Annotated in this window: 27 protein-coding genes, 1 tRNA gene and 1 other RNA gene; 24 read left to right on the forward strand and 5 right to left on the reverse strand. The window is 67.9% G+C overall.

Annotated elements, in window-relative coordinates; translation table 11 throughout:
• The 7 genes from fdxH to selD all read left to right on the forward strand — a co-directional run bounded on the left by fdxH (position 1) and on the right by selD (position 7,491).
• Entirely contained in the window at positions 1-918 is a 918-nt protein-coding gene (gene fdxH / locus EGM71_RS16685) for a formate dehydrogenase subunit beta (RefSeq protein ID WP_012481154.1), read from the forward strand.
• Entirely contained in the window at positions 915-1,562 is a 648-nt protein-coding gene (locus EGM71_RS16690; RefSeq protein ID WP_188485784.1) for a formate dehydrogenase subunit gamma, read from the forward strand. The genes fdxH and EGM71_RS16690 overlap by 4 nt, the downstream gene beginning before the upstream one ends.
• A gap of 363 nt (positions 1,563-1,925) precedes the next feature.
• Complete coding sequence (fdhE, locus tag EGM71_RS16695) at positions 1,926-2,909, forward strand: formate dehydrogenase accessory protein FdhE (RefSeq protein WP_188485785.1); 984 nt, start codon at positions 1,926-1,928, stop codon at positions 2,907-2,909.
• A 3-nt stretch (positions 2,910-2,912) separates the two neighbouring features.
• On the forward strand, positions 2,913-4,337 hold the full coding sequence (gene selA / locus EGM71_RS16700; protein WP_188485787.1) for an L-seryl-tRNA(Sec) selenium transferase: 1,425 nt from the start codon (positions 2,913-2,915) through the stop codon (positions 4,335-4,337).
• Positions 4,334-6,265 (forward strand): selenocysteine-specific translation elongation factor, encoded by a 1,932-nt coding sequence (gene selB / locus EGM71_RS16705; RefSeq protein ID WP_188485790.1) that lies wholly within the window; start codon positions 4,334-4,336, stop codon positions 6,263-6,265. The genes selA and selB overlap by 4 nt, the downstream gene beginning before the upstream one ends.
• Before the next feature lie 24 nt (positions 6,266-6,289).
• Positions 6,290-6,385: transfer RNA gene (locus EGM71_RS16710), tRNA-Sec, on the forward strand.
• A 26-nt stretch (positions 6,386-6,411) separates the two neighbouring features.
• Positions 6,412-7,491, forward strand: a complete 1,080-nt coding sequence (gene selD / locus EGM71_RS16715; protein ID WP_188485792.1) for a selenide, water dikinase SelD — start codon at positions 6,412-6,414, stop codon at positions 7,489-7,491.
• 57 nt (positions 7,492-7,548) lie between these two features.
• Here the strand turns inward: selD and EGM71_RS16720 are convergent, their stop codons facing one another.
• The gene (locus EGM71_RS16720) at positions 7,549-8,409 is read right to left on the reverse strand and encodes a YicC/YloC family endoribonuclease (protein ID WP_019661992.1); all 861 of its coding nucleotides are present in this window, start codon (positions 8,407-8,409) and stop codon (positions 7,549-7,551) included.
• A 124-nt stretch (positions 8,410-8,533) separates the two neighbouring features.
• Between EGM71_RS16720 and rph the strand changes: the two genes are divergently transcribed.
• The 7 genes from rph to pepQ all read left to right on the forward strand — a co-directional run bounded on the left by rph (position 8,534) and on the right by pepQ (position 15,781).
• Positions 8,534-9,259: a ribonuclease PH gene (gene rph / locus EGM71_RS16725; RefSeq protein WP_049426699.1), complete on the forward strand. Its 726-nt coding sequence runs from the start codon at positions 8,534-8,536 to the stop codon at positions 9,257-9,259.
• The gene (locus EGM71_RS16730; RefSeq protein ID WP_188485794.1) at positions 9,256-9,645 is read left to right on the forward strand and encodes a VOC family protein; all 390 of its coding nucleotides are present in this window, start codon (positions 9,256-9,258) and stop codon (positions 9,643-9,645) included. The genes rph and EGM71_RS16730 overlap by 4 nt, the downstream gene beginning before the upstream one ends.
• A complete protein-coding gene (gene rdgB, locus EGM71_RS16735; RefSeq protein ID WP_188485796.1) occupies positions 9,642-10,238 on the forward strand; it encodes an RdgB/HAM1 family non-canonical purine NTP pyrophosphatase in 597 nt (198 codons plus the stop codon). Before EGM71_RS16730 ends, rdgB begins: the two co-directional genes overlap by 4 nt.
• Before the next feature lie 56 nt (positions 10,239-10,294).
• Entirely contained in the window at positions 10,295-11,521 is a 1,227-nt protein-coding gene (hemW, locus tag EGM71_RS16740; protein WP_223224487.1) for a radical SAM family heme chaperone HemW, read from the forward strand.
• A gap of 202 nt (positions 11,522-11,723) precedes the next feature.
• Complete coding sequence (locus EGM71_RS16745; RefSeq protein WP_188485798.1) at positions 11,724-14,003, forward strand: DUF1631 family protein; 2,280 nt, start codon at positions 11,724-11,726, stop codon at positions 14,001-14,003.
• A complete protein-coding gene (locus EGM71_RS16750) occupies positions 14,000-14,374 on the forward strand; it encodes a PilZ domain-containing protein (protein WP_188485800.1) in 375 nt (124 codons plus the stop codon). Before EGM71_RS16745 ends, EGM71_RS16750 begins: the two co-directional genes overlap by 4 nt.
• A 75-nt stretch (positions 14,375-14,449) precedes the next feature.
• Entirely contained in the window at positions 14,450-15,781 is a 1,332-nt protein-coding gene (gene pepQ, locus EGM71_RS16755; RefSeq protein ID WP_188485802.1) for a Xaa-Pro dipeptidase, read from the forward strand.
• Between the two features lie 545 nt (positions 15,782-16,326).
• Here the strand turns inward: pepQ and EGM71_RS16760 are convergent.
• Both EGM71_RS16760 and EGM71_RS16765 read right to left on the reverse strand, forming a co-directional pair.
• Entirely contained in the window at positions 16,327-17,649 is a 1,323-nt protein-coding gene (locus EGM71_RS16760; protein WP_188489871.1) for an aminopeptidase P N-terminal domain-containing protein, read from the reverse strand.
• A gap of 5 nt (positions 17,650-17,654) precedes the next feature.
• Positions 17,655-18,203 carry a YecA family protein gene (locus EGM71_RS16765; protein ID WP_188485804.1) on the reverse strand — a complete coding sequence of 183 codons (549 nt, stop codon included), beginning with the start codon at positions 18,201-18,203 and terminating at the stop codon, positions 17,655-17,657.
• Positions 18,204-18,355: 152 nt separating this feature from the next.
• Between EGM71_RS16765 and EGM71_RS16770 the strand changes: the two genes are divergently transcribed.
• The 8 genes from EGM71_RS16770 (at position 18,356) to EGM71_RS16805 (ending at position 22,504) form a co-directional block, all read left to right on the forward strand.
• Entirely contained in the window at positions 18,356-18,577 is a 222-nt protein-coding gene (locus EGM71_RS16770; RefSeq protein WP_005410898.1) for a TIGR02449 family protein, read from the forward strand.
• Positions 18,574-18,870: a cell division protein ZapA gene (locus EGM71_RS16775; protein WP_005410899.1), complete on the forward strand. Its 297-nt coding sequence runs from the start codon at positions 18,574-18,576 to the stop codon at positions 18,868-18,870. The genes EGM71_RS16770 and EGM71_RS16775 overlap by 4 nt, the downstream gene beginning before the upstream one ends.
• Positions 18,871-19,023: 153 nt before the next feature.
• Positions 19,024-19,209, forward strand: a non-coding RNA gene (gene ssrS / locus EGM71_RS16780) — 6S RNA.
• Positions 19,210-19,292: 83 nt separating this feature from the next.
• Positions 19,293-19,886 (forward strand): 5-formyltetrahydrofolate cyclo-ligase, encoded by a 594-nt coding sequence (locus EGM71_RS16785; protein ID WP_188485806.1) that lies wholly within the window; start codon positions 19,293-19,295, stop codon positions 19,884-19,886.
• Positions 19,883-20,362, forward strand: a complete 480-nt coding sequence (locus EGM71_RS16790) for an EVE domain-containing protein (protein WP_188485807.1) — start codon at positions 19,883-19,885, stop codon at positions 20,360-20,362. Before EGM71_RS16785 ends, EGM71_RS16790 begins: the two co-directional genes overlap by 4 nt.
• Before the next feature lie 22 nt (positions 20,363-20,384).
• Positions 20,385-21,032 carry a ribose-5-phosphate isomerase RpiA gene (rpiA, locus tag EGM71_RS16795; RefSeq protein ID WP_006389802.1) on the forward strand — a complete coding sequence of 216 codons (648 nt, stop codon included), beginning with the start codon at positions 20,385-20,387 and terminating at the stop codon, positions 21,030-21,032.
• 21 nt (positions 21,033-21,053) lie between these two features.
• On the forward strand, positions 21,054-21,497 hold the full coding sequence (locus EGM71_RS16800) for a DUF192 domain-containing protein (RefSeq protein WP_100440217.1): 444 nt from the start codon (positions 21,054-21,056) through the stop codon (positions 21,495-21,497).
• Between the two features lie 161 nt (positions 21,498-21,658).
• A complete protein-coding gene (locus tag EGM71_RS16805; RefSeq protein WP_188485809.1) occupies positions 21,659-22,504 on the forward strand; it encodes a SirB1 family protein in 846 nt (281 codons plus the stop codon).
• Between the two features lie 59 nt (positions 22,505-22,563).
• Here EGM71_RS16805 and EGM71_RS16810 read toward each other — a convergent pair whose 3' ends face one another.
• A complete protein-coding gene (locus tag EGM71_RS16810; protein ID WP_188485811.1) occupies positions 22,564-22,788 on the reverse strand; it encodes a rubredoxin in 225 nt (74 codons plus the stop codon).
• A gap of 34 nt (positions 22,789-22,822) precedes the next feature.
• On the opposite strand from EGM71_RS16810, the gene thiE reads away from it, so the two are divergent.
• Positions 22,823-23,449: a thiamine phosphate synthase gene (gene thiE, locus EGM71_RS16815; RefSeq protein ID WP_188485813.1), complete on the forward strand. Its 627-nt coding sequence runs from the start codon at positions 22,823-22,825 to the stop codon at positions 23,447-23,449.
• Positions 23,450-23,465: 16 nt separating this feature from the next.
• Positions 23,466-24,755 carry a glutamate-1-semialdehyde 2,1-aminomutase gene (gene hemL, locus EGM71_RS16820; protein WP_188485815.1) on the forward strand — a complete coding sequence of 430 codons (1,290 nt, stop codon included), beginning with the start codon at positions 23,466-23,468 and terminating at the stop codon, positions 24,753-24,755.
• Positions 24,756-24,824: 69 nt separating this feature from the next.
• Here the strand turns inward: hemL and azu are convergent, their stop codons facing one another.
• The gene (gene azu / locus EGM71_RS16825; RefSeq protein WP_188485817.1) at positions 24,825-25,274 is read right to left on the reverse strand and encodes an azurin; all 450 of its coding nucleotides are present in this window, start codon (positions 25,272-25,274) and stop codon (positions 24,825-24,827) included.
• Positions 25,275-25,362: the final 88 nt, after the last annotated feature.

A 25,362-nucleotide genomic window follows, 5' to 3' on the forward strand; every position in this document is an offset into this window, starting at 1 on the left:
ATGTCACTGCAATCCCTGGACATCATCCGCCGCTCGGCCACCACCACGCCTTCGCCAGAGGCGCGTGGCGCGCACACCGGCCAGGTCGCCAAGCTGATCGATGTGAGCAAGTGCATCGGCTGCAAGGCCTGCCAGGTCGCCTGCATGGAGTGGAACGACCTGCGCGACGAGGTCGGCAGCTGCGTCGGCAGCTATGACAACCCGCCCGACCTGAGCGAACAGTCGTGGACGGTGATGAAGTTCCGCGAGTACGAGGACGAGAAAGGCAAGCTGGAGTGGCTGATCCGCAAGGAAGGCTGCATGCACTGCAGCGATCCGGGCTGCCTGAAGGCCTGCCCGTCGCCGGGCGCGATCATCCAGTACGCCAACGGCATCGTCGACTTCCAGGAAGAGAACTGCATCGGCTGCGGCTACTGCGTGACCGGTTGCCCGTTCGACGTGCCGCGCATCTCCAAGAAGGACCACAAGGCCTACAAGTGCACGCTGTGTTCGGACCGGGTGGCGGTAGGCCAGGAACCGGCGTGCGTGAAGACCTGCCCGACCGGTGCGATCACCTTCGGCAGCAAGCAGGCGATGACCGAGCACGCGGCTGGACGCGTGGAAGACCTGAAATCGCGCGGCTACGAGAATGCTGGCCTGTACGACCCGCAGGGCGTTGGCGGCACCCACGTGATGTACGTGCTGCAGCATGTGGACAAGCCGGAGCTGTACGCCGACCTGCCCAAGGACCCGCGCATCAGCCCGATGGTGGAGGTCTGGAAGGGCGTGGCCAAGCCGCTGGGCGTGCTGGCGATTGCCGCCACCGCCTTCGCCGGCTTCCTGCATTACATCGGCATCGGCCGCAACACGGTCAATGACGAGGAAGAAGAGGAAGCCGAGCACGAGGCGAAGAAGATCGAAGAGGAGCAGCGGCCATGAAGTACGCCCCGCACCCGCGGCAGATCATCCGCTACCGCGCGCCGACCCGCATCAATCATTGGATCGTGGCGATCTGCTTCGTGCTGACGGCACTGTCCGGGCTGGCGTTGTTCCACCCTGCCCTGTTCCCGTTGACCCAGCTGTTCGGTGGCGGACCATGGACGCGCATCCTGCATCCGTTCATCGGGCTGGCCATGGTGGTGGGTTTTGCGCTGCTGGCTTTCCGTATGTGGCGCGACAATCTGCCAACCGCCGACGATGGCAAGTGGATGCGCGGCATGCGTGATGTGCTGCGCAACGAGGACGAAAAGCTGCCGCCGGTGGGCCGCTTCAATGCCGGCCAGAAGCTGCTGTTCTGGGCCATCATCGGTTGCCTGTCGGCGCTGCTGCTGACCGGCTTCGTGATCTGGCGGCAGTACTTCAGCCACTTCTTCCCGATCGGGCTGATCCGCTTCTCGGTGCTGGCCCACGCGCTGTTTGGCTGGGTGCTGGTCTGCGCGATCGTGGTGCACATCTATGCGGCGATCTGGATCAAGGGCTCGGTGCGGGCGATGACCCAGGGCAAGGTGACCTATGGGTGGGCGTACAAGCACCACCGGCAGTGGTTCCGGGACATCCTGCGCGGGCGTCGGGAACAGGGTTAGCGGCAGGGCCTGCGGCCCTGCACCCGCCTCAAGCCAAGGCAACAGCAACAGCTGCTATCCGTGGGATGGCGGGGTGGGTCCGGTTGCGGGGGACGCCGTAAACCCGTCCATGGGGGCTTGGCCGCGGCATCCATGCCGCGGACACCCCCGCAACCGGACCCACCCCGCCTTCGACAGTTTCCCGGTGCTGTTGGTGGGTGTCGACCTTGGTCGACACGATGAACACGGCAACAACCGATGGGGTCAGATCCGTTTTCCTATGGAAAACGGATCTGACCCCAAGCATTCAAATGGCCGGCTGTGCGCTGGACGCCGGCGCCTACAACGGCGAGGATGGAGGCTGGTTCTTCTGGCTGGCCCTGCATGGCGCAACGCATCCTTGAACCCGGTGAGATCGAGACGCTCGCCTCGCGCGACGTGCCGCGCATCATCCTGCCCGATACCGAGTCACTGTTCGCTACGCGCGCGGCGCGCCTGCGCAGCCTGGCCGCGCACAGTGCCATCGGCGGCTACCTGCAACTGCTGGCGGCGCTGGCCGATGCACAGCAGGCGCTGCTGGAGGAATTGACACCGCAGCAATGCGAGGCGCTGCAGGTTCAGGCGCGCGCGCAGCAGTCGAGTGCGGCCGCCAGTGCCGGCATGCCGTTGCGGCCAGCCAACACACTGCAACTGGATGGGCGCTGGCGCGACTGGCTGCGCACGATGTGCCAGCACTGTGCCGACGAAGCCGGGCTGCCGGTGGAAACCCGGCAGGAGCTGCTGCGCGTGGCCACTGCCGATGACGCCTGGCTGGATGCACAGGCTCACGCTGTGCTGGAACGCGATGACGCGCCCTCGGTCGACGCAGTCGCTGCGCTGCTGGTGATGAACGCATTGCAGGTGTACTGGACAGTGCTGGCGGCCAGCTTCCGCCCCACCGACCTGAAGCCGCTGGCCGATGCGCCGGGGCTATGCCCGCTGTGCGGCACCCTGCCCGTGACCAGCGTGGTGCAGGCTCGTCCGCCCTACGCCTCCTACCGCTACCTGTCGTGCTCGCTGTGCGCCTGCCAGTGGCACTACGTGCGCGTGCAGTGCAGCCAGTGTGGTGCCGCCGGCAAGGACATCGCCTACCGCGCCCTGGCCGATGCCGACGGCGATACCGGCCAGGCCGTGCGCGAGAGCGCGGTGCGCGCGGAAACCTGCGACCACTGCCACAGCTACCGCAAGATCTTGTATCTGGAAAAGGACCCGTCACTGGAACCGGTGGCCGATGACCTCGGCACGCTGGCGCTGGACCTGCTGCTGGGCGAGGAAGGCTACGCGCGTGCCAGCCAGAATCCACTGCTGTGGCAATCCGACAGCGACTGACCGATGCCACGCACGCCCCGCACCCCGGCATCGGCCGCCGCCCTGCCTTCGCTGGACAAGCTGCTGCGCCTGCCGGCGCTGTCGGCACTGATCGAAGATCACGGTCGCAGCCGCATCACCCTGCTGCTGCGTTCGCACCTGCAGGTGCTGCGTGATCGCATTGGCGCCGCGCAGCTCTCGACCGGACAGCTGCAGCAGGCCATTGAGGGCCCGGCTCTGGTCGCGGCGCTCGACGCCGCCCTTGCCGCCGATGCACGGCTGGACCTGCAGCCGGTGTTCAACCTGACCGGCACCGTGCTGCATACCAACCTGGGCCGCGCGCTGTTGCCCGATGCTGCCGTGCAGGCGGTCACCCGCGCGATGACCGCGCCGGTCGATCTGGAATTCGACATCACCCGCGGCCGCCGCGGCGACCGCGATGCACGGGTCCAGGCGCTGGTCTGCGAGCTGACCGGCGCCGAAGCCGCCACCGTGGTCAACAACAATGCCGCGGCGGTCCTGCTGCTGCTCAACAGCCTGGCCAACCGCCGCGAGGTGGTGGTATCGCGCGGCGAACTGGTGGAGATCGGCGGTGCCTTCCGCATTCCCGATGTGATGCGCAGCGCCGGTGCGCGGCTGCTGGAAGTGGGTACCACCAACCGCACCCACCCCGCCGACTTCGCCCATGCCATCGGCGCGCGCACCGCACTGCTGATGGAAGTGCATGCCAGCAACTACGCGATCACAGGTTTCACTGCCAAGGTCGACACCGCTGCGATGGCGGCCATCGCGCACGACCATGGCCTGCCGCTGGTGGTGGACCTGGGCAGTGGCAGCCTGTGCGATCTGGCCACGTTCGACCTGCCACACGAGCCGACCGTGCAGGAAACACTGGCGGCCGGTGCCGACCTGGTCTCGTTCAGCGGCGACAAGCTGCTGGGCGGGCCTCAGGCCGGCATCATCGCCGGTCGCGCCGACCTGATCGCACGGATCAACCGCAACCCGCTCAAGCGCGCGCTGCGCATGGACAAGATGGGCCTGGCTGCGCTGGAAGCGGTGCTGGCCCTGTACCGGGAGCCGGAACTGCTGGCACAGCGGCTGCCGACACTGCGTACGCTCTCGCGAACACAGGATGACATTGATGCGCAGGCCCAGCGCCTGCTGCAGCCGATGCGTTCCACGCTGGCGACCGGCTACACGCTTGAACGGGCGTCGATGCACAGCCAGATCGGCAGCGGTGCACAGCCGCAGGCGCAGCTCGGCAGTGCCGGCCTGCGCATCACCACTGCGCACCGTGGCGGACTGGACCGCTTGGCCAAACGCCTGCGGCAGCTGCCGCGCCCCGTGCTGGGGCGCATCGCCGATGACGCGCTGTGGCTGGATCTGCGCTGCCTGGAATCCGCGGACGAAGCGGCCTTTCTCGCGCAATGGAGCACGCTGCAAGCATGATTGTCGGCACCGCCGGGCATATCGACCATGGCAAGACAAGCCTGGTGCGGGCACTGACCGGCATCGAAACCGATCGCCTGCAGGAAGAACGTACGCGCGGCATCTCCATCGAACTGGGCTATGCCTATGTCCCGGTGGAAAGCACGGGCGACGGGAGTGCCGAGGCGATGCTGGGCTTCGTCGACGTGCCGGGCCATGAGCGCTTCGTGCATACGATGGTGGCCGGCGCCACCGGCATCGATGTTGCCCTGCTGGTGATCGCCGCTGACGACGGCGTGATGCCGCAGACCCGCGAGCACCTGGCGATCCTGCAATTGCTGGGCGTGGATCGCGGCGCGGTGGCGCTGACCAAGATCGACCGCGTGGACGCCGCGCGCATCGCCCGGGTCGAGATCGAGATCGCCGCACTTCTGGCCGCGACGCCGCTGCAGGATTCCCCCGTATTCGCCTGCAACAGCACTTCCCCCGATGACGCCGGCATCAACGCCTTGCGCGCCCACCTGCACGCATGGGCCGCGGGCGATGCCAACGCGCGCCAGGCCGCGCTGCGCAGCGAGCTGTTCCGCATGCCGGTGGACCGCGTGTTCTCGTTGGCGGGCCACGGCACATTGGTGACCGGCGCGGTGCATGGCGGCGTCGCCACGGTGGGCGAGCACCTGCAACTGATGCCCGCCGCCACCGATGTCCGCGTGCGCAGCATCCACGCGCAGAACCAGCCCAGCGAACACGCCATGGCTGGGCAGCGCTGCGCGTTGAACCTGGCCGCCATCGCCCGCGACGAGATTCATCGTGGCGACTGGATCGCCGACCCGCGCGCGCTGCTGGCCACCACCCGCATCGATGTGCGGCTGCGGCTTTCCGCGCTGGCCGCACCGTTGCGTGACTGGGCACCCCTGCACATCCACTGGGGCACGATGCACCGGCAGGCCCATGTGGTATTGCTGGAAGACGACGATCGCGGCAATGGGCAGCTTGTGCAGCTGGTCTTCGAGGCGCCGGTCTGTGCGATGTGTGGTGATCGCTTCATCGCCCGTGATTCAGCCGCGACCCACACGCTGGGCGGTGGCATCGTGCTCGACCCGGACCCGCCACAGCGGCGCCGGCGCAGCCCGGCACGGCTCGCTTGGCTTGGGGCGCTGGAACAGCTGGCCGCAGGTGCGGGAATCGGCCCGCTGTTGCAGCAGGCTCCCTTCGGCATTGCCATGGCCGCGTTGCAGCGCTACTGCCGGCGCGCCGCCGACCAGATCGATCTGCCTGCGGACGCACAGCGTATCGTCACCCGCGATGACACGGTGATCATCCTCGCCTCGCACTGGCAGGCATTACGCGAGCAGGTGATCGCCTCGCTGCGCGGCTGGCACGAGCGACGCCCGGACGAACCCGGCGTCGACAGCGGCCGCCTGCAGCGCAGCACCCTACCCTCCCTTGCAGCGAGCCTCTGGACGGCTCTCCTGCAGGACCTGCTCGCCGACGGCACGCTGCAACGCGTGGGCGCCTGGTGGCGCCTGCCCGGTCACAACCATGCACCACCGGAACGCGAACGACTTCTACTGGAACGTGTGCTTCCGCAACTGCATGCCGGTAGCTTTGATCCGCCATGGGTGCGCACCCTGGCCGCCGAGATCGGTCTGGCCGAGGACGATGTCCGGGCGGTCCTGCGCCGGGCCGCAGCGCGCGGCGATCTGTTCCAGGTGGTACCGGACCTGTTCTATGCGCCGGCCCGCATCGCCGAGCTGGCCGCGATCGTCGCGCAGCTGTCACAGGCCAGCGGCACGGTGGATGCGGCGGCCTTCCGCGATGCCATCGGCCTGGGCCGCAAACGCAGCATCCAGATCTTGGAGTTCTTCAATCGCGTTGGCTACACTCGACGCGTCGGTGACCAGCATCGGCCGCGCGGCGACCTGCAGTGGAACGCAGCCCGCGACTGAGCCCACCGGTACCGCCGTACTTTCGGAAGGCATGCGCATCCGGGCATGCGGCTGGGCTTCAAACCCAGTAGGGGGCGTCGATCGTTCCCTGGTAGGTTCGACTCCTGCTGCCTTCCGCCATTCGTGTTTCCGCAGGAGATGTCGGCATGGCCACGCACGCGCAGTCCCCCGCTCCTTCAACGGCCGATGCCCCGCAACGACTGACCTCGCTGGCCCACGGTGGCGGCTGCGGCTGCAAGATCGCCCCGGGCGTGCTTTCCGAACTGCTGCGCGGCGTTCCAGCGCTTCCGGCACCGGCCGAACTGCTGGTCGGCCGTGAGACCAGCGACGACGCCGCGGTGTATCGCCTCGATGACCGCCAGGCGATCGTCGCCACCACCGACTTCTTCATGCCGATCGTCGACGACCCGTTCGACTTCGGCCGCATCGCGGCCACCAACGCGCTGTCGGACCTGTATGCGATGGGCGCGCGCCCACTGTTCGCACTGGCCATCGTCGGCATGCCGATCAATACGCTGCCACAGGACACCATCCGCGGCATCCTGCAGGGCGGCGAACGCGCCTGCGCTGATGCCGGCATCGTGGTGGCCGGCGGCCACAGCATCGATTCGGTGGAACCCATCTACGGCCTGGCCGCGATCGGCGTGCTCGATCCGCAGCGGCTCAAGCGCAATGCCGATGCCCGCGCTGGCGACGTGCTGGTGCTGGGCAAGCCGTTGGGCGTCGGCGTGTATTCGTCGGCGCTGAAGAAGGAGGTGCTGGATGCCGACGGCTACCGGCAGATGATCGAGTCAACCACCCGCCTGAATACCGTGGGCATCCCCCTGGCCGCGCTGGACGGCGTGCATGCGATGACCGACGTCACCGGCTTCGGCCTGCTCGGCCACCTGCTGGAAGTGTGCCGCGCCAGCGGCGTTGCCGCCGAAGTGGACAGTGCGCAGATCCCGCTGCTGCCGCAGACGTTGCCCCTGCTGCAGCGTGGCTGCGTGACCGGCGCCTCCAACCGCAACTGGGCCTCCTATGGCACCGAGGTGCGCTTCGCCGATGGGTTGCCGGCACATTGGCAGCCACTGCTGACCGACCCGCAGACCAGCGGCGGCCTGCTGGTGTCCTGCGCCCCGGAAGCGGTGGATGCGGTGCTGGCCTGCTTCCACGACGCGGGGCTCGGCCAAACGGCCGTGGTGGGGCGATTGGGCGCAGGAGCGCCGGGCGTCAGCGTGCGCTGATGCGCTGAAACGACAAGGGCGCCCGAAGGCGCCCCTGCTGTACCGCTGGATGCAACATCACTCGATGTTCTGCACCTGTTCGCGGATCTGGTCGATCAGCACCTTCAGCTCCACCGCGGCATTGGACGTACGGCTGTCCACCGACTTCGAGCCCAGCGTGTTGGCTTCGCGGTTGAACTCCTGCAGCAGGAAGTCCAGGCGACGACCGACCGGCTCGCGCTGCTTGAGCACGCGGCGGATCTCGACGATATGGCTGCCAAGACGGTCCAGTTCTTCATCCACGTCCAGCTTCTGCAGCCACAGCACCAGCTCCTGCTCGGCGCGGCCGGGATCGACCGGGTGCGGCAGGTCAGCCAGGCGTGCGGCCAGCTTGGCGCGCTGACCGTCGCGAATGGCCGGAATCAGCGTGCGGACTTCGGTGGCGATGCGTTCGATGCCGTCCACGCGCTCGCTGATGGCCGCGGACAACTTGCCGCCTTCACGCTCACGGGCCTCGACGAAGCCGTCCAGCACCTGGTCCAGCAGGGCCAGTGCCTCGACCTGCAGGGCGGCGGCATCCGTGGCCTCGCCGCGGGTCACGCCCGGCAGCTGCAGCAGGTCGGTGAAGCTGACCTGCAGGTTCGGGAAATCGGAGGTCAGGCGGTGGGCCAGGCGGCCCAGCTGGCCCAGCAAGGCCTCGTCCACCTGCAGGTTGGCGGCCGCTTCCGGCGCGCGCAGGCGCATCACCAGATCCAGCTTGCCGCGGCTCAGGCGCGCGGCGATGCGCTCGCGCAGCTGCGGTTCGAGCGCCCGCAGTTCCTCGGGCAGGCGGGTGCCGACCTCCAGGAAGCGGTGATTGACCGAGCGCAGCTCGCAGCCCAGCGTGCCCCACGGGGTGACCCGCTCGCCGCCGGCATAGGCGGTCATGCTTCGAATCATGGATTGTGTCCGGTGCGTGCAAAGGGGGAATGGTACCCTAGCGCCCTCACCAGAGCCCCCTTGCCCGCCCCGTGAAGGCTGCGGGCGTGGCGGCGTACTCCCTTGCCATTACGGAACCCGCACCATGTCCGATTCCCGCCCCAGCGGCCGCCAGCCCGACCAGCTCCGCCCGGTCGTCATCCAACGCGGCTTCACCCGCCATGCCGAAGGTTCGGTGCTGGTGTGCTTCGGTGAAACCCGCGTGCTGTGCACCGCCAGCGTCGAGAACCGCGTGCCGGGCTTCCTGCGCGGCAAGGGCGAGGGCTGGGTGACCGCCGAATACGGCATGCTGCCGCGCGCCACCCACACCCGCAGCGACCGTGAAGCGGCCCGTGGCAAGCAGGGCGGCCGCACGCTGGAGATCCAGCGCCTGATCGGCCGCAGCCTGCGTGCCTGCGTGGACCGCAACGCGCTGGGCGAACGCACCATCACCCTCGACTGCGATGTGCTGCAGGCCGACGGTGGCACCCGCACCGCCGCCATCACCGGCGCCTACGTGGCCCTGGTCGATGCGGTGAACGTGCTGATGAAGCGCGGCGACATCAAGCGCAACCCGATCCTGGGCGCAGTGGCCGCGGTGTCGGTAGGCGTGTACCGCGGCACCCCGGTGCTGGACCTGGACTACGCCGAAGACAGCGACTGCGACACCGACATGAACGTGGTGATGAACGACGGTGGTGGCTTCATCGAGCTGCAGGGCACCGCCGAAGGGCACGCCTTCCGTCGCGATGAACTGGACGCGCTGCTGGGCCTGGCCGAGAAGGGCGTGGCCGAACTGCTGGCCGCGCAACAGGCGGCGCTGTCGGCATGAACCGGCGCCTTGCCCTGACCACCCTGGTGGTGGCCGACTATGACGAAGCCATTGCCTGGTACACCGGCAAGCTCGGCTTTGCACTGTTGGAGGACATCGACCAGGGCCACAAGCGCTGGGTGGTGGTGGGCCCGACCGACGGCAGCGCCGCCGCCCTGCTGCTGGCCCGTGCCAGCGACGAGGAACAGCGCAGCCGCATCGGCAACCAGACCGGTGGCCGCGTCGCCTTCTTCCTCAACACCGACGACTTCCACCGCGACCACGCGGCGATGCTGGCCACCGGCGTCGAGTTCCTGGAAGCGCCGCGCGAAGAGCCCTATGCAACGGTCGCGGTGTTCCGCGATCTGTATGGCAACACCTGGGACCTGCTGGAGCCCCGCCAATGAAGAAACTGGTACTGGCCAGCCACAACGCCGGCAAGCTGGTGGAGATGCAGGAGATCCTCGCCGACCTGCCACTGCAGATCACCTCGGCCGCCGAACTGGGCCTGGGCGATGTGGAAGAGACCGGCCTGACCTTCGTCGAGAACGCGCTGCTGAAGGCACGCGCAGCCTGCGAAGCGACCGGCCTGCCGGCGCTGGCCGATGATTCGGGCCTGATCGTCGATGCCCTCGGCGGCGCGCCGGGCCTGTACAGCGCGCGCTATGCCGGCCACCCGACCAACGCCGCGGCCAACAACGCCAAACTGCTGGAGGCGATGGCCGACATCCCCGATGGCCAGCGTAGCGCCCGCTTCTATGCGGTGATCGTGCTGCTGCGCCACGCTACCGACCCGCAGCCGCTGATCTGCGAAGGCCGCTGGGAAGGGCAGATCATCCGCGAACTGCGTGGCACCAATGGTTTCGGCTACAACCCGGTGTTCCTGGACACCACCCACGGCCTGACCGCCGCGGAAATGGAGCCGGCGCTGAAGAACGCCATCAGCCACCGTGCCATTGCCCTGCAGCAGCTCAAGCAGCAGCTGGCGACGCTGTACTGACGCCACCCGATCGAACCAGGGAAGCCGGCCAGCGGCCGGCACTACCAATGAAGCCCATGCCGCACGCCCACGACCACTGCAACCACCTGCCCGGCGAAGCCTGCTCCGCTGACCACGACAGCCCGCCGCGACTGGTGCCACCACCGCTGTCGCTGTACGTGCACCTGCCGTGGTGCGTGCGCAAATGCCCGTACTGCGATTTCAATTCGCACCAGGCCAAGGGCGAGCTGCCGTTCGATGCCTACATCGACGCCCTGCTGCGCGACCTGGACCAGGACCTGCCGCTGGTCTGGGGCCGGGTGGTGCACAGCGTGTTCTTCGGCGGCGGTACCCCCAGCCTGTTCCCGCCGGAAGCGATCGACCGCTTCCTGCAGCAGGCCAGTGCGCGCCTGCGCTTCGCACCCAATGCCGAAATCACCCTGGAAACCAACCCGGGCACGGCCGAGCATGGCCGTTTCGACCGCTACCGCGCGGCCGGCGTGAACCGCCTCAGCTTCGGCATCCAGAGTTTCGACGACGCCATGCTCAAGCGCCTGGGCCGCATCCACGACAGTGGCGAAGCCGAGCGCGCGGTGAAGATGGCGCAGGACGCGGGCTACGACAACTTCAACATCGACCTGATGTACGCGCTGCCGGAACAGACCCTGGCCGGTGCCGAGGCTGATCTGGAACGTGCGTTCGCGCTGCAGCCTGCGCACATCTCGCACTACCAGCTGACCCTGGAACCGAACACGGTGTTCTTCGCGCGGCCGCCGCAGGGCATTCCCGATGAAGACAACGCCTGGGACATGCAGGAACATTGCCAGGCGCTGCTGGCGCAGGCCGGTTTCGGCCAGTACGAGGTCAGCGCCTACGCGCGCCCCGGCCGGCAGAGTGCGCACAACCTGAACTACTGGCGTTTCGGCGATTACCTGGGCATCGGTGCCGGCGCGCACGGCAAGATCAGCTCGGGCGCCGAGGAACACGTGCTGCGCCGCTGGAAGCTGAAGCACCCGCAGGCCTACCTGGACAGCGCCGGCACTCCGGCCTCGTTCGGTGGCGACGACGTGATCGCAGCCGAACGCCTGCCGTTCGAGTACATGCTCAACCTGCTGCGCCTGCACGAAGGTTTCGGCCTGCGCGATTTCGAGTCGCGCACGGGGCTGTCGCGCAGCGTGCTGGACGCACCGCTGGCCGAGGCCGTGCAGCGCGGCTGGCTGGAAGTCACGGATGGGCATGTGCAGCCGACCGAGCTGGGCCGCCGATTCACCAACGACGTGGTAAGCCTGTTCCTGGAAGATTGATCCTCGCGTGACAGAGGGTCGTGCCGGCCGCTGGCCGGCAATCCGGTAAAGACAGCGCTGCCGGCCAGCGGACGGCACTACCGTTCATCCGCCGGGCATGACCGGACGAACTGCACGCGCATTCACCCTAAAGTAGCGCTGACCGCGGCCGACACGGTAGATTCACAAGATCGATCCGCGGGAATCCGGGTACCGCTCGCCGATGTCAGCTGTCTTTTCCATTACCTCTGCCGACAAAGCCCGTCTGGCCGCCAGCGACCTGCCTCCGCGGGTGCGTGAGCTGCTGGGCGCGTTGATCGGCCTGTGCCGGCAAACGCTGGCCGCGCCGCTGATCCTGACCGTTGAAGCGCTGGAGCAGACGCTGCTGCACGACGCCGACCGCGCACGCAATCCGATGCAGCAGGCAGATCTGATGGCCCAGCGGGGCCAGCTGCATGCCTTCGCCGGCCATTTCGCCGACCGCATGCTCGATGCCGTGGCCGAAGCACTGGCGGGCCTGCGCGAGCCGTCCACCACCACCGCTGCCCATGCCACGCCGCCGCCCTTGCCGGGCATGCTGGGCCTGTCGCTGGTCGATGAGCGCGAGGTGGATCGCGACCTGCTGCTGACCGAGATGGTCCGGCGCGAGACCCTGCGCTCAACCAATACGTTGAACCTGCTGGGCCAGCGCCTGGGTGTGCTCGCAGCGGCGCCGGCGTTCGAGGCCGATACCCTGCCACTGGCACCGCAGGCCCTGTGCGCGATGGTGCGCCGGATCGCCGAACAGGACACCCTCGGCGTGGAGGTGCAGCTTGCGCTGTACCGCAGCTTCGAGCGGCAGGTACTGGAGCGCCTGGGTGACATCCTGGACCGCGCCAACGCGCTGCTGGCCCAGCACGGTGTGCTGCCGGGCCTGGTCTACACCCCCTACCTGGCACGCTCGTCGAGCACGCGGAGGATCCTCACCCAATCGGTGGGTGGCGGCCGCGCAACGCAGCCTGCCAAACGTACCGCCGCGCCATTGACCGGCTGGAACGGCTCCGCCCCCGCCGGTTCCTGGTCGAACCTGGTGCAGGATGCCTTCAACGATACAGGCAGCGCGGGTCCCGCCGCCCCTGGCGTGACCACGTCCACCAGCAGTGCGCTGCACGAACTGCTGCAGCAGGCCCGCCATGCCACGACGGTCCCTGCAGATACTGCGGCCGTGCCCAGCGCAGCGGTCGATGCGGTCCTTGCACGCCTGCAGGCCCAGTCCAGCGCGGCCACCGGTGTTGCCGACCTGCAGGCTGCCGTGGTCGCGCAGCTGCGCAGCGAGCACGGCGCTACTGCCGAGCTGGGCAGCCACGACCGTGACAATCTTGACCTGCTGCGCATGCTGATGCAGCAGGTACAGCAGCAGCAACGCCCCGATCCGGTGCCTGCCGCGCTGCTCGCCCGCCTGCAGGTGCCGCTGGCGCGCGCGGCGATGGCCGACCCCGGTTTCTTCGTGCGCGACGAACACCCCGCACGCGAACTGCTCAACCAGATTGCCGAAGTCGGCGCCAACTGGCTGGGTGACGATGATGTGGATCCGCAGCTGCTGCAGCGCATGGCGCAGAGCGTGCAGGGCCTGCTGGGCCAGGACGCGCGCTCGCCCGAGGCCTTCGCCACCGCCAACGAAGACGTGCAGCAGCACCAGCGCGCGGCGGCCCATCGCGCCGAATTGGCCGAGCGCCGCCACGTCGAGGCCGCACGCGGCAAGGAACGACTGGAACTGGCACGTCGCCAGGCCAATGCACAGATCGACCAGTGCTGTGACGCACAGGAGCCGCCGCGCTTCGTGCAGACCCTGCTGCGCCAGGCCTGGGCCGATGCACTCACCCTCACCCGCCTGCGCCACGGCGACGATTCACCGCAATGGCAGGAGCGCCTCCACCAGACCGAGCGCATCGCCGCGGTAACCGCGCAGGCCGTCGATGCCCCCGGCGGTACCGATGCCTCGCTGGCCAGCGATGTCGAGTCCGCGCTGGTGCAGGTCGGCTATCACGCCGAGGAAGCCGCCGCCGTTGCGCGCCGCCTGGCCACGCCCGGCGGCGAGGACGAAAGCACCTCGCGCACTGAACTCAGTGCACGGCTGAAGGCGCGTGCACGGCTGGGCGAACATGCCGCCAGCGGCAGCGGCCCCGCGTCGCTGGCACCGCGCAGCAGCGCCGAAGAGGCCGCCTACCAGCAGCTGGGCACCCTGCCCTTCGGCAGCTGGTTCGACATCGACAACGGCGATGGCAGCCTGCGCCGGCAGCGCCTGTCCTGGTACAGCCTGCTGACCGGCCACGCCCTGTTCGTCAATCCGCGCGGGCAGAAGGTCGCCGATACCGACCTCGACACGCTCGCCCGGCAGATCAGCGCCGGACGCGCGCAGCTGGTCACCGAAGACAAGGGCCGGCTGGTCGATCGCGCGTGGCAGGCCAGCCTCGGTGCGCTGCGCGCGCTGGCCGGCGGCCGTTCCAGGGAGACCTCCGTTTGAACACCCAACCACCGCAGGACACCCGCCGCGCACCGCGCCGCCAGGTTTCGGACCTGGTGCCGGTGACCGACCAGATGCGCGAAAGCGTGGTGGGCCGGCTCGGTAATGTCTCCGAGACCGGCATGCTGATGCTGGCCAGCACGCCGCTGCGCGAGGACGCGCTGTACCAGTTCCGCTTCCCGTTGCCGATGGGCGACGGCCGCCACGAGGCCATCGACGTGGGCGTGCACCTGCTGTGGAGCGAACCGGCGCATGTGCCGGGCCAGAGCTGGACCGGCTTCCGTTTTCTCACCCTGTCGCGCGAACATCGGCAGCTGCTGCGCAAGTGGGTGGGCGAAGACAGCGACGAGGGACCGGTTTCGACGGCCTGAGTGCCGGTTCCAGCACAGCGGTTTTTCCCGGTATGCGGCAGAATCTAGGGCCGTTTTCCGTGTCGAGCCACCGCAATGATCCAGCAAGACCCCGGCGCCCTGTATCCCGACCACCTGGCCGTGCTGTGCCGACGTGCCGAACAGGCGCTGGCCCGCGGCGGCTTCGATCACCTGGTGGTGCCCAGCGGCACCCTGCACTACCAGGTGTTCGACGATCGCGATTACCCGTACGCGGTCAATCCGCAGTTCAAGGCCTGGCTGCCGCTGACCCGCGTGCCCAACAGCTGGATCGTGTTCACCCCCGGCAAGCGCCCGGCGGTGATCTTCCACCAGCCCTTCGATTACTGGCACGTGGTGCCGGACGCACCGAGTGGCTGGTGGGTGGAGCACTTCGACATCCACATCATCCGCAAGCCCGAGGAGGCGCTTGCCCTGCTGCCGGCAGACCCGTCGCGCTGCGCGATCCTCGGCGAACCGCAGAGCACGCTGGGCAGCTACGTGCCGAACAACCCGGCACCGGTGGTGAACTACCTGGAATGGCACCGCGGCAGCAAGACGCCGTATGAAATCGCGCTGATGCGCCAGGCGCAGGTGCTGGGCGTGCGCGGCCACCGCGCCGCCGAAGCCGCGTTCCGCAACGGCGCCGACGAGTTCAGCATCCACATGGCGTACTGCCAAGCGGTGGGCCAGGACGCCAACGAGCTGCCCTACGGCAACATCGTGGCGCTGAATGAACATGCCGCCGTGCTGCATTACACCGAGCTGGGCCGCAAGGCACCGCAGCCGCTGCGCAGCTTCCTGATCGATGCCGGCGCCAGCGCGCACGGCTATGCCAGCGACATCACCCGCACCTACGCCGCGCAGGGCCACGACGAATTCGCAGCGATGATCGCCGCCGTCGACGCCGCCCAGCAGCAGATGTGCGCGGCGGTGCGCCCGGGCTTCGACTACAAGCAGCTGCACGTGGACGCACATCTTTCACTGATGGGCGTACTGAAGGACTTCGGCGTGATCAAAGTGTCGCCGCAGACCGCAGTTGAAACCGGCGTCAGCGCCGCGTTCTTCCCGCACGGCATCGGCCACCTGATCGGCCTGCAGGTGCACGACGTGGCCGGTTTCGCAGCCAGCGACGAGGGTGGCCGCATCGAGCGCCCGGCGGGCCATCCGTACCTGCGCCTGACCCGCGTACTGGAACCGGGCATGGTGGTGACCATCGAACCGGGCCTGTACTTCATCGACATGCTGTTGAACGAAGTGAAGGACGCCGGCCAGGGCGATGCGATCAACTGGGACCGCGTGGACTTCTTCCGTCCGTATGGCGGCATCCGCATCGAAGACGAGGTGCTGTGCACCGAGGGCGAAGCGGACAACCTGACGCGGCCGGAGTTTGCGGCGGCCAACGGCTGAGCCCCTCGTGGTTGGCCGCTTGGAGCAAAAGCCGCGCTTGGCGGTGCGGGTGGGCCATGCAGGGGACGCTGCAAGTACGTCCCTGTAAGCTCGATGGCGCCATCCATGGCGCCAACGCCCCTGCATGGCCCACCCGCCCCACCTTTGACAGTTTCCTGCGCGCGTCCAACCACGGAAAAGAAAAAGGAAAAGCAAAAGCGGGTCGCTCGCTGCGCTCGCTCCGTGTCGACCAAGGTCGACACCTACCAACAGCCGCAGCAGCCAGTAGATCCACGCCATGCGTGGATGATTCATTCGATATCTGACAGATGTGCCGACCAACGGTCGGCACCCACCAACAGCCGCAGGAACCTGTCAGATGTGGGGCGGTGTGGGTGGGCAGGACCGTTGGCGCCATGGATGGCGCCATCGAGCCCCCATGGATGGGTTTACGGCGTGTCCTGACCACCCACACCGCCCCGCCATCCCACGGAATGCCGCTCTTGCTTTCGCCGTTGCCGTTGCATTGAGCAGGTGCAGGGCTGCAAGCCCTGCAGAAAAGCCCCTTACCCCGCCATTACCGCTTCGATCTCGTCGGCGCTGCGCGCCAGGCCTTCGGTCAGCACGCGATGGCCGTCATCGGTGATCAGCACGTCATCCTCGGTACGGATGCCGATACCGCGCCAGCGCGGTTCCACCGTCGTATCGTCCACGCCGACATACAGCCCCGGCTCGATGGTGAACGCCATGCCCGGCTCCAGCAGGCGCGAATCGCCCGCCAGGCGGTAATCGCCCACATCGTGCACGTCCAGCCCGATCCAGTGCCCGGTCTTGTGCCGGTAGAAACGCTGGTACTGGCCTTCGGACAGGTTCTTTTCCAGCGTGCCCTTCAGCAGGCCCAGCCGCAGCAGGCCCTCGGTCAGGGTCTGCACCGCCGCCAGGTGGCCGGCCTCGTACGGCACGCCCGGCTTGGCCTGGGCCAGCGCCGCAGCCTGCGCATCGCCGACCAGGTCGTGCAGCGCGCGCTGCTCGGCACTGAAGCGGCCATTCACCGGGAAGGTGCGGGTGATGTCGCTGGCATAGCCGCGATATTCCGCGCCGGCATCGATCAGCACCAGCTCGCCGTCACGCGAACGTGCGTTATTGTCGCGGTAATGCAGGATGCAGCCGTTGCGGCCCGCACCGACGATGCTGCAGTAGGCCGGCACGGCATCGTTGGCGCGGAACACGCGTTCCAGTTCGGCCTGCAGTTCGTATTCGTGGATGCCGGCCTTCGCCACTTTCATCGCCGCCAGATGTGCGCGCACACTGATCTGCGCGGCGTGGTGCATCAGCGCCACTTCCGCGCCGGACTTGAACAGGCGCTGCTCGTGCAGCAGGTGGCCCAGCTCCAGGAACTCATGCGGCGGCTGCGCACCGTGGCGCACCTGCGAACGCACGCGGTTGACCCAGCCGATCAGCTTCAGGTCGAAATCGGCGTCACGGCCGAAGTGGTAGTAGACGCGCGAACGCCCTTCCAGCAGGCCCGGCAGGATGTCGTCCAGATCGTCGATCGGGTACGCATCGTCCATGCCGTACTGCGCCACCGCGCCTTCCTGGCCGGCGCGGCTCCCGTCCCAGGCCTCACGCTCGGCATCGCGCTCGCGGCAGAACAGGATGGCCTCGCCGTGGCGTCGCCCCGGGATCAGCACCAGCACTGCTTCCGGCTCCGGGAAGCCGCTCAGGTACTGGAAGTCCGAATCCTGGCGGAACGGGTAATGGGTATCGAGGCTGCGCACCTTCTCGGCCGCGGCCGGCAGCACGAGGATCGCGTCCTCGCCGGCCATGTCCATCAGCTGGCGGCGGCGACGCTTGTATTCGCCGGCCGCGATGCCGGTGCGCTGCTTGATATCCATCAGTTCAGGCGCTGCCGATGGCGCGAGGCCAGCACCACGTCACCGTGCAGCAGCAGTACCGCCACGCGGATGAATTCCTCGATCTCCGAGAGGGCTTCGTCGTCATCATCTCCACCGGCTTCGAAATCCTCGCTGGAGGCACGGGCCAGGCTGGCCATGTCGGTCAGCGCTTCTTCGCCCTCTTCGGACAGGGTCGGGCGACGGCCGCCGCTGCCCAGGCCGAAGCCGCCCAGGAAGGAACGGGTCCAGCTGAACATGGCATCGGCCTGCGCGGACACGTCGTCAGTGTCGGTCAGCAGCAGCTCGAAGGCGAAGTCGCGGTCTTCCAGCTGCTTGATGGTGGCCTGCAGCAGCTGCCCCAGCACGCTGTCGGCGGCCACCGGCGGCAGGTTGTCGTCGGCCAGCACGCGCGCCGGCCAGTCATTGCCGGGGGCGCCGCCGGCGGCCAGCCAGCCACACAGCGCGCCGTGCAGCTCGGCAGCGGTGGCGCCCAGGCCCAGCTCCTGGCTGGCGCGGGTAACGTCGTCGACGGAGGGAAGTTCGGTCATCGTGCGGCTCGTTCGGAATAAGGAAACCGGGGCGCACACGCGCGCCCGTGAGACCCCGTAGTGTAGCAACCCGACGGCATCCTCTCTGCGGCCGTCAGGCCTTGCTGCGACAACGCTTGACCGCCCTTACCCGGCTTGCCTATCGTGCCTGCATGGAACCCGCCGACCCCCTTGCCCAGCTGCAGGACTTCGCCGCCCGCGTGGAAGCGTTGCTTGAACGCAACCAGCGCTTGGCCGAGGAGAACCGCAGCCTGCGCCACCAGCAGGAACAGCTGGTGGCCGAGCGTTCCACGCTGCTGGCCAAGAATGAGCAGGCGCGCTCGCGGGTGGAAGCAATGATCAGCCGGCTCAAATCCCTGGAGCAGCACACATGAGCGCCGAACCGGTCAGTGTCCGCATCCTCGATCGTGAATACACCGTGGGTGTCGGCGGCGACGAACGCGACAGCCTGATGGCTGCTGCGCGCCTGCTCGATGCGCGCATGCGCGAGATCCGCGGCAGCAACCGCATGGCCGCCGTGGACCGCGTCGCCGTGCTGGCCGCGCTGAACCTGGCCCATGAACTGCAGCTGCTGCGCGACGAGAACGCCCGCCAGGCAGTGGCACTGCAGCAGACGCTGGCCGACCTGAACCGGCGCCTGGACCGCGCGATCGACGGCACCCCATAGAAAAAGGGGACGGAGGGAATTAAGGCGCATTCGCCCCTTCCGTGCTGGAAACGCCTTAATTCCCTCCGTCCCCTTTTCGCGTATCTGAATTGGCACGGACTGTTGCCGACGAACGGCCTATCCAGATCGTGCGTGCTGGCTATAATGGCCACGCGTTCTCTGCGGTACTCGACGGCATGTGCAAACATTCGCCTTGTCCCTTAAGAACGACACCGGGAGCGCGACAGCGCCGGGAGTGCAGGTCCGCCTTGTAGCGGGAAGCCCGATGGTTCTCCAGCGTTCCCACTTGAGCCCCCGGGTTCAAGGTCGTTTCGCATGCATCGACATTGCGGAGAATGCAATATTCCAGCAAGGGCGGCGTCTTCGGGCGTCGCCCTTGTTCTTTCCGGCACAATAACGGCTGATCCTCGCCGCTCGCTGCCATGACCGACCCGCGCCAGGCCCTGCGCCACGACCTGCGGCAACGCCGCCGTGACCTTTCCGCCGGTGAGCGTATCGCCGCCGCCGAATCGCTTGCCGATGCCCTGCTCGCCCTGCCGTTCGCCCCGCGCGAAGGCGCCGTGGCCGGCTACTGGGCGCTGGATGGCGAAATCGCCCTGCACCGCTGGCAGCTGCAGCTGCCCGAAGGGCTCACCTACTGCCTGCCGGTACTGGCGGGTGACGTGCTGCGCTTCGCACCGTGGCGCCCCGGGCAGCCGCTGACCAGCAACCGCTATGGCATTCCCGAGCCGGACGTGGCGATGGAAGACACCCTGGAACCGGCGCAGATGGCGCTGGTAGTGACCCCGCTGGTGGGTTTCGACACACAGTGCCGGCGGCTGGGCATGGGGGGCGGCTGGTATGATCGCAGCTTCGCCTTCCGCCACGACCGGCCGGCGCCGCCCTGGCTGGTCGGTGCTGCATTCGCGGTGCAGCAGGTCGAGTCCTTGCCGGTGGCGTCGTGGGACGTGCCGGTGGATGCGATCTGCACCGAAGACGGCACCCTGTTCCCCTCCGCTGCCCCCGTGAACGCATGACCGCCCGCAAGCGCTACTGGCTGATGAAGTCCGAACCGGACGCCTTCTCCATCGATGACCTCGCCAAGGTCAAGGTCGAACCCTGGAACGGGGTGCGCAACTACCAGGCGCGCAACTTCATGCGCGATGGCATGCAGGTCGGCGACGGCATCCTGTTCTACCACTCCAATACCAAGGTGCCCGGCATCGTCGGCCTGGCCACGGTCGCCAGCCCGGCCTACCCGGACGATACCCAGTTCGATCCCGAATCCGACTACCACGACCCCAAGAGCACGCGCGAGAACCCGCGCTGGATGCTGGTGGACGTGGGCTTCGACCGCAAGCTCAAGCAGGTGATCGCGCTGGACGAGATCAAGCTGCACGCCGAGGAGCTCGGTGAAGGCTTCCCGCTGGTTGCCAAGGGCAACCGCCTGTCGGTGTTCCCGGTGACCGCCGCGCAGTGGAAGCTGCTGCTGTCGCTGGAAAAGAAATCCTGATTCCCTGCCTGAGAGTTCTCCCATGTCCGAAGCCAAGCGCCTGGCCGCCGAGAAAGCCATCGAGTACGTTGAAGACGGCATGATCGTCGGTGTCGGCACCGGTTCCACCGTGGCCTATTTCATCGATGCCCTGGCCCGCATCCAGCACCGCATCAAGGGTGCCGTGTCCAGTTCCGAGCAGAGCACCGCGCGCCTGAAGCAGCACGGCATCGAGGTGATCGAGCTGAACCACAGCGGCAACCTGTCGCTGTACGTGGACGGCGCCGATGAGTGCGACGCCAACAAGTGCCTGATCAAGGGCGGCGGCGCCGCACTGACCCGCGAGAAGATCATCGCCGAGGCCAGCGAGCGCTTCATCTGCATCGTCGACCCGAGCAAGCAGGTGCCGGTGCTGGGCAAGTTCCCGCTGCCGGTGGAAGTGATCCCGATGGCGCGCAGCCTGGTCGCCCGCCAGATCCGCGACATGACCGGCGGCCAGCCGACCTGGCGCGAAGGCGTGGTCACCGACAACGGCAACCAGATCCTGGACATCCACAACCTGCAGATCACCGATCCGGAAAAGCTGGAGCGCGAGCTCAACCAGCTGCCGGGCGTGGTCTGCGTGGGCCTGTTCGCGCGCCGTCGCGCCGATGTGGTGATCGTCGGCGGCGAGCCGCCGGTCGTGCTCTGACCCTTTCGAAGGATCCTGACGATGTCGCTGTTGCGTTCGCTGCTGATGCTTCCGCTGCTGGCCCTGACCGGCTGCGCCACCGACGCGGCCCGCCATTGGGTCGAGCTGGATGGCGCCCGCTACCAGGTCGAGCTGGCCACCAACGATGAAACCCGCGCGCGCGGGCTGATGTTCCGCGACCAGATGTCGACCGACCACGGCATGCTGTTCATCCACGACCGCGAGGAAATGCAGGCGTACTGGATGAAGAACACCAAGATCGCGCTGGACATCCTGTACTTCGACAGCCAGCGCAAGCTGGTCAGCCAGCAGCGCGACGTACCGCCGTGCTCGGCCGGTGACATGTGCCCGCCCTACCCCAGCGGCGGCCCGGCGCGCTACGTGCTGGAGCTCAACGCCGGCCAGGCCGAGAAGTTGCAGTTGAAGGACGGCACCCAGCTGACCTTCGGCCCGGGCATCGAGTAACACGGTTCTGCCGGGCTGCGCCCGGCACCCACGGTAGTGCCGGCCGCTGGCCGGCAACCCTGCAGGGGTCAGATCCCTTTCGCGTGCGAAAGGGATCTGACCCCTGAATTTTTCACGCGACACCGCTTGAAACCGCCTGCGAATGACGCCAGTCTGTGACCATGCAGGACCGGATCACACTCCCCGACTGGGATGCACTGGCCGACCTCGAAGACGAGGCGCTGCCACTGTTGCCGACCGCGCTGCTGATCGCGCGCGATGAATACCCCGATCTGCAGCCGTCGACCTACGACGCGCTGATCCAGAGCCATGTCGAACACCTCCGTTCGGAAGTGGACAGCATCGAGAACAGCCCGCTGAAGATGGCGGCGATCAACCGCCACCTGTTCGACGAGCTGGGCTACAGCGGCGACCACGACGAGTACTACGACCCGCGCAACAGCTACCTCAACCAGGTATTCGAGCGCCGCCTGGGCAACCCGATCTCGTTGGCACTGGTACAGATGGAAGTCGCGCGCCGGCTGGGCATTCCGCTCGATGGCGTGTCCTTCCCCGGCCACTTTCTGGTGCGCCTGCCGGTAGACGACGGCGTGCTGGTGATGGACCCCTTCAACGGTGGCCGTCCGCTGGACGTGGACGAGCTGCGCGAGCGGGCCAAATCACATCTTGGCGGGCAGATGCCCGACGACCAGGTGCTGGCGCAGATCCTCGACCCGGCGCCGGCCCGCGCGATCCTGATGCGCATGCTGCGCAACCTGCATGGCGTGTACGCCGAGGCGGGCGAATGGGACCGCGCTGCACGCAGCGCCGATCGCGTGCTGAAGCTGGCCCCGGAGCAGGACGACGCGCTGCGGGATCGCGGCCTGGCCTATCTGCAGCTGGAGTACCTGGCCGGTGCCCGCCACGACCTGGGGCAGTACCTGAAGCGCAACCCCGAGGCCAGCGATGCGCAGTGGCTGCGCGAGAAGCTGATCGACCTCGGCGGGCCGGTGCCACGGCTGCATTGAGGATGTCGGTGTGTGGACCAACGGTCCACACCCACCGGATGGGCCGGGTGGCCCACCCGTCAATCGACCTCGACCATCTCGAAATCGGCCTTGGTCACCCCGCAATCCGGGCAGGTCCAGGTCTCGGGAATGTCCTCCCAGCGCGTCCCGGGCTCAATACCCTCCTCCGGCAAGCCTTCCGCTTCGCTGTAAATGAAGCCGCAGACCACGCACATCCAGGTGCGCAAGGTGGTGGGGGTGGCATCGCTCATCGGATAATCAGGACTGGATTCACGGGCCGCCATTGTCCCATCGCGGTCCACTCACCGGTAGCCATCGATGACTTCTGCTTCCCCGGCGCCCCGCGGCGTCTACCTGATCACCCCGGACGAGCCCGATACCGCGCGCCTGCTGGCCCGCACCGCGCCGCTGCTGGCCGCGGGCGCCACCTGGCTGCAGTACCGCAACAAGACCGCCAGTGACGCGCTGCGGCGCGAGCAGGCCACCGCCCTGCAGGCGCTGTGCGTGGAACACGGCGTGCCGCTGATCGTCAACGACGACCCGGCGCTGGCCAGGGCGGTCGGCGCGGCCGGCGTGCACCTGGGCGGCACCGACGGTGACATCCCCAGCGCGCGCGCACTGCTCGGTGCCGAGGCCATCATCGGCGCCTCCTGCTACGACCAGCTGGCCAATGCCGAAAAGGCCGTGGCCGCCGGCGCCAGCTACGTGGCCTTCGGCGCGTTCTTCCCGACCACCACCAAGATCACCACCAGCCGCGCCCATACCGACCTGCTGCGGCAAAGCGCCGCACTGGGCGTGCCGCGGGTGGCGATCGGCGGCCTGACGCCGGACAATGTCGGTCCCATCATCGACGCCGGCGCCGATCTGGTCGCCGTGGTCAGCAGCGTGTTCGCCGCCGAAGACCCGGTCGCGACCCAGCGCGCCTACCTCGCCCAGTTCGCGTAACGCCCAGGAAAGCCCCATGAACCACGACCAGTCCCACGCCCTGTTCTCCCGCGCCCAGCAGCTGCTGCCGGGCGGCGTCAATTCGCCGGTACGCGCGTTCAAATCGGTCGGTGGCGAACCGTTCTTCGTCGAGCGCGCCGACGGCGCCTACCTGTACGACGTCGATGGCAACCGCTACATCGACTACGTCGGTTCCTGGGGCCCGATGATCGTCGGCCACAACCACCCGGCCGTGCGCCAGGCGGTGAAGAAGGCGATCGACAACGGTTTGTCCTTCGGCGCGCCGTGCGCGGCCGAAGTGACCATGGCCGAGGCCATCACCCGCCTGGTGCCATCGTGCGAGATGGTACGCATGGTCAACTCCGGCACCGAGGCCACGCTGTCGGCGATCCGCCTGGCGCGTGGTGCCACCGGCCGCAACCGCATCGTCAAGTTCGAAGGCTGCTACCACGGCCACGGCGACTCGTTCCTGGTCAAGGCCGGCAGCGGCATGCTGACCCTGGGCGTGCCGACCTCGCCGGGCGTGCCGGCCGGCCTGAGCGAACTGACCCTGACCCTGCCCTACAACGACTTCGAAGCGGCCACCGCCCTGTTCGAGCAGCAGGGTGACGACATCGCCGGCCTGATCATCGAGCCGGTGGTCGGCAATGCCAACTGCATTCCGCCGCGCGAGGGCTACCTGCAGCACCTGCGCGAACTGTGCACGAAGCACGGCGCGCTGCTGATCTTCGACGAAGTGATGACCGGCTTCCGCGTGGCCCTCGGCGGAGCGCAGGCGCACTACGGCATCACCCCGGACCTGACCACCTTCGGCAAGATCATCGGCGGCGGCATGCCGGTGGGTGCCTACGGCGGTCGTCGCGAACTGATGCAGCAGATCGCGCCGGCCGGCCCGATCTACCAGGCCGGTACGCTGAGCGGCAACCCGGTGGCGATGGCCGCCGGCCTGGCGATGCTGGAGCTGATCCAGCAGCCGGGCTTCCACGCCGATCTGGCCGAGCGCACCGCGCGCCTGTGTGCCGGCCTGGAAGCGGCCGCCGCCGAAGCCGGCGTAGCGGTGACCACCACCCGCGTGGGCGCGATGTTCGGGCTGTTCTTCACCAGCGAGAAGGTGGAGACCTACGCGCAGGCCACTGCCTGTGACATCCCGGCGTTCAACCGCTTCTTCCACGCGATGCTGGAGCAGGGCGTGTTCCTGGCCCCGTCAGCGTACGAGGCCGGCTTCCTGTCCAGCGCGCACGACGACGCCGTGATCGAGGCCACCCTCGCCGCTGCACGCGTGGCATTCAAGGCCGCCAAGGGCTGATCGCAAAAGGGGACGGAGGGGATTAAGTCGTTTGTGCACTTACGACTTAATCCCCTCCGTCCCCTTTTTTCAGCCGAAGACGAGCTTGCCCTTCATCATCGCGAAGTGGCCGGGGAACGAGCAAAAGAAGGTGTAGTCACCGCCCTTCTGCAGGCCCTGGGTGGAGAAGCGCACGCGCGTGGTCTCGCCGCCGCCGATCACCTTGGTGTGCGCCAGCACGCGCTTGTCGGCCTTCGGCAGATAGCTGTCGGCCAGGGTCATGCGCATGCCCGCCATCGCCACCGGCTGGTAATCGGCGGTGCGGGTCAGCACCCAGTTGTGGCCCATCGCGGTGGCGGCGAGCTTGCCGGTGTGGCGCAGGGTCAGGTCCACCGCACTGCAATCGGCAGCAACCTTGATCTCGCGGCTGCTGAAACTCATCTGGTCGGTGCTGTCGATGCTTACCGCACACACCCGCGCCATCGCCGACGGCGCCAGCATCAGCGCACCCAGTCCCACTGCCACCATCCGAGCCTTCATCGCTGCATCTCCTGCGGATTCAAGCGCCATTCTAGGCAGGCCCATGCGACCGCGACTGCGACCGTCTGTCGCACGGCCGCTCCAGGGT

It is taken from the genome of Stenotrophomonas maltophilia (assembly GCF_006970445.1).
GTDB lineage: Bacteria > Pseudomonadota > Gammaproteobacteria > Xanthomonadales > Xanthomonadaceae > Stenotrophomonas > Stenotrophomonas maltophilia_AU.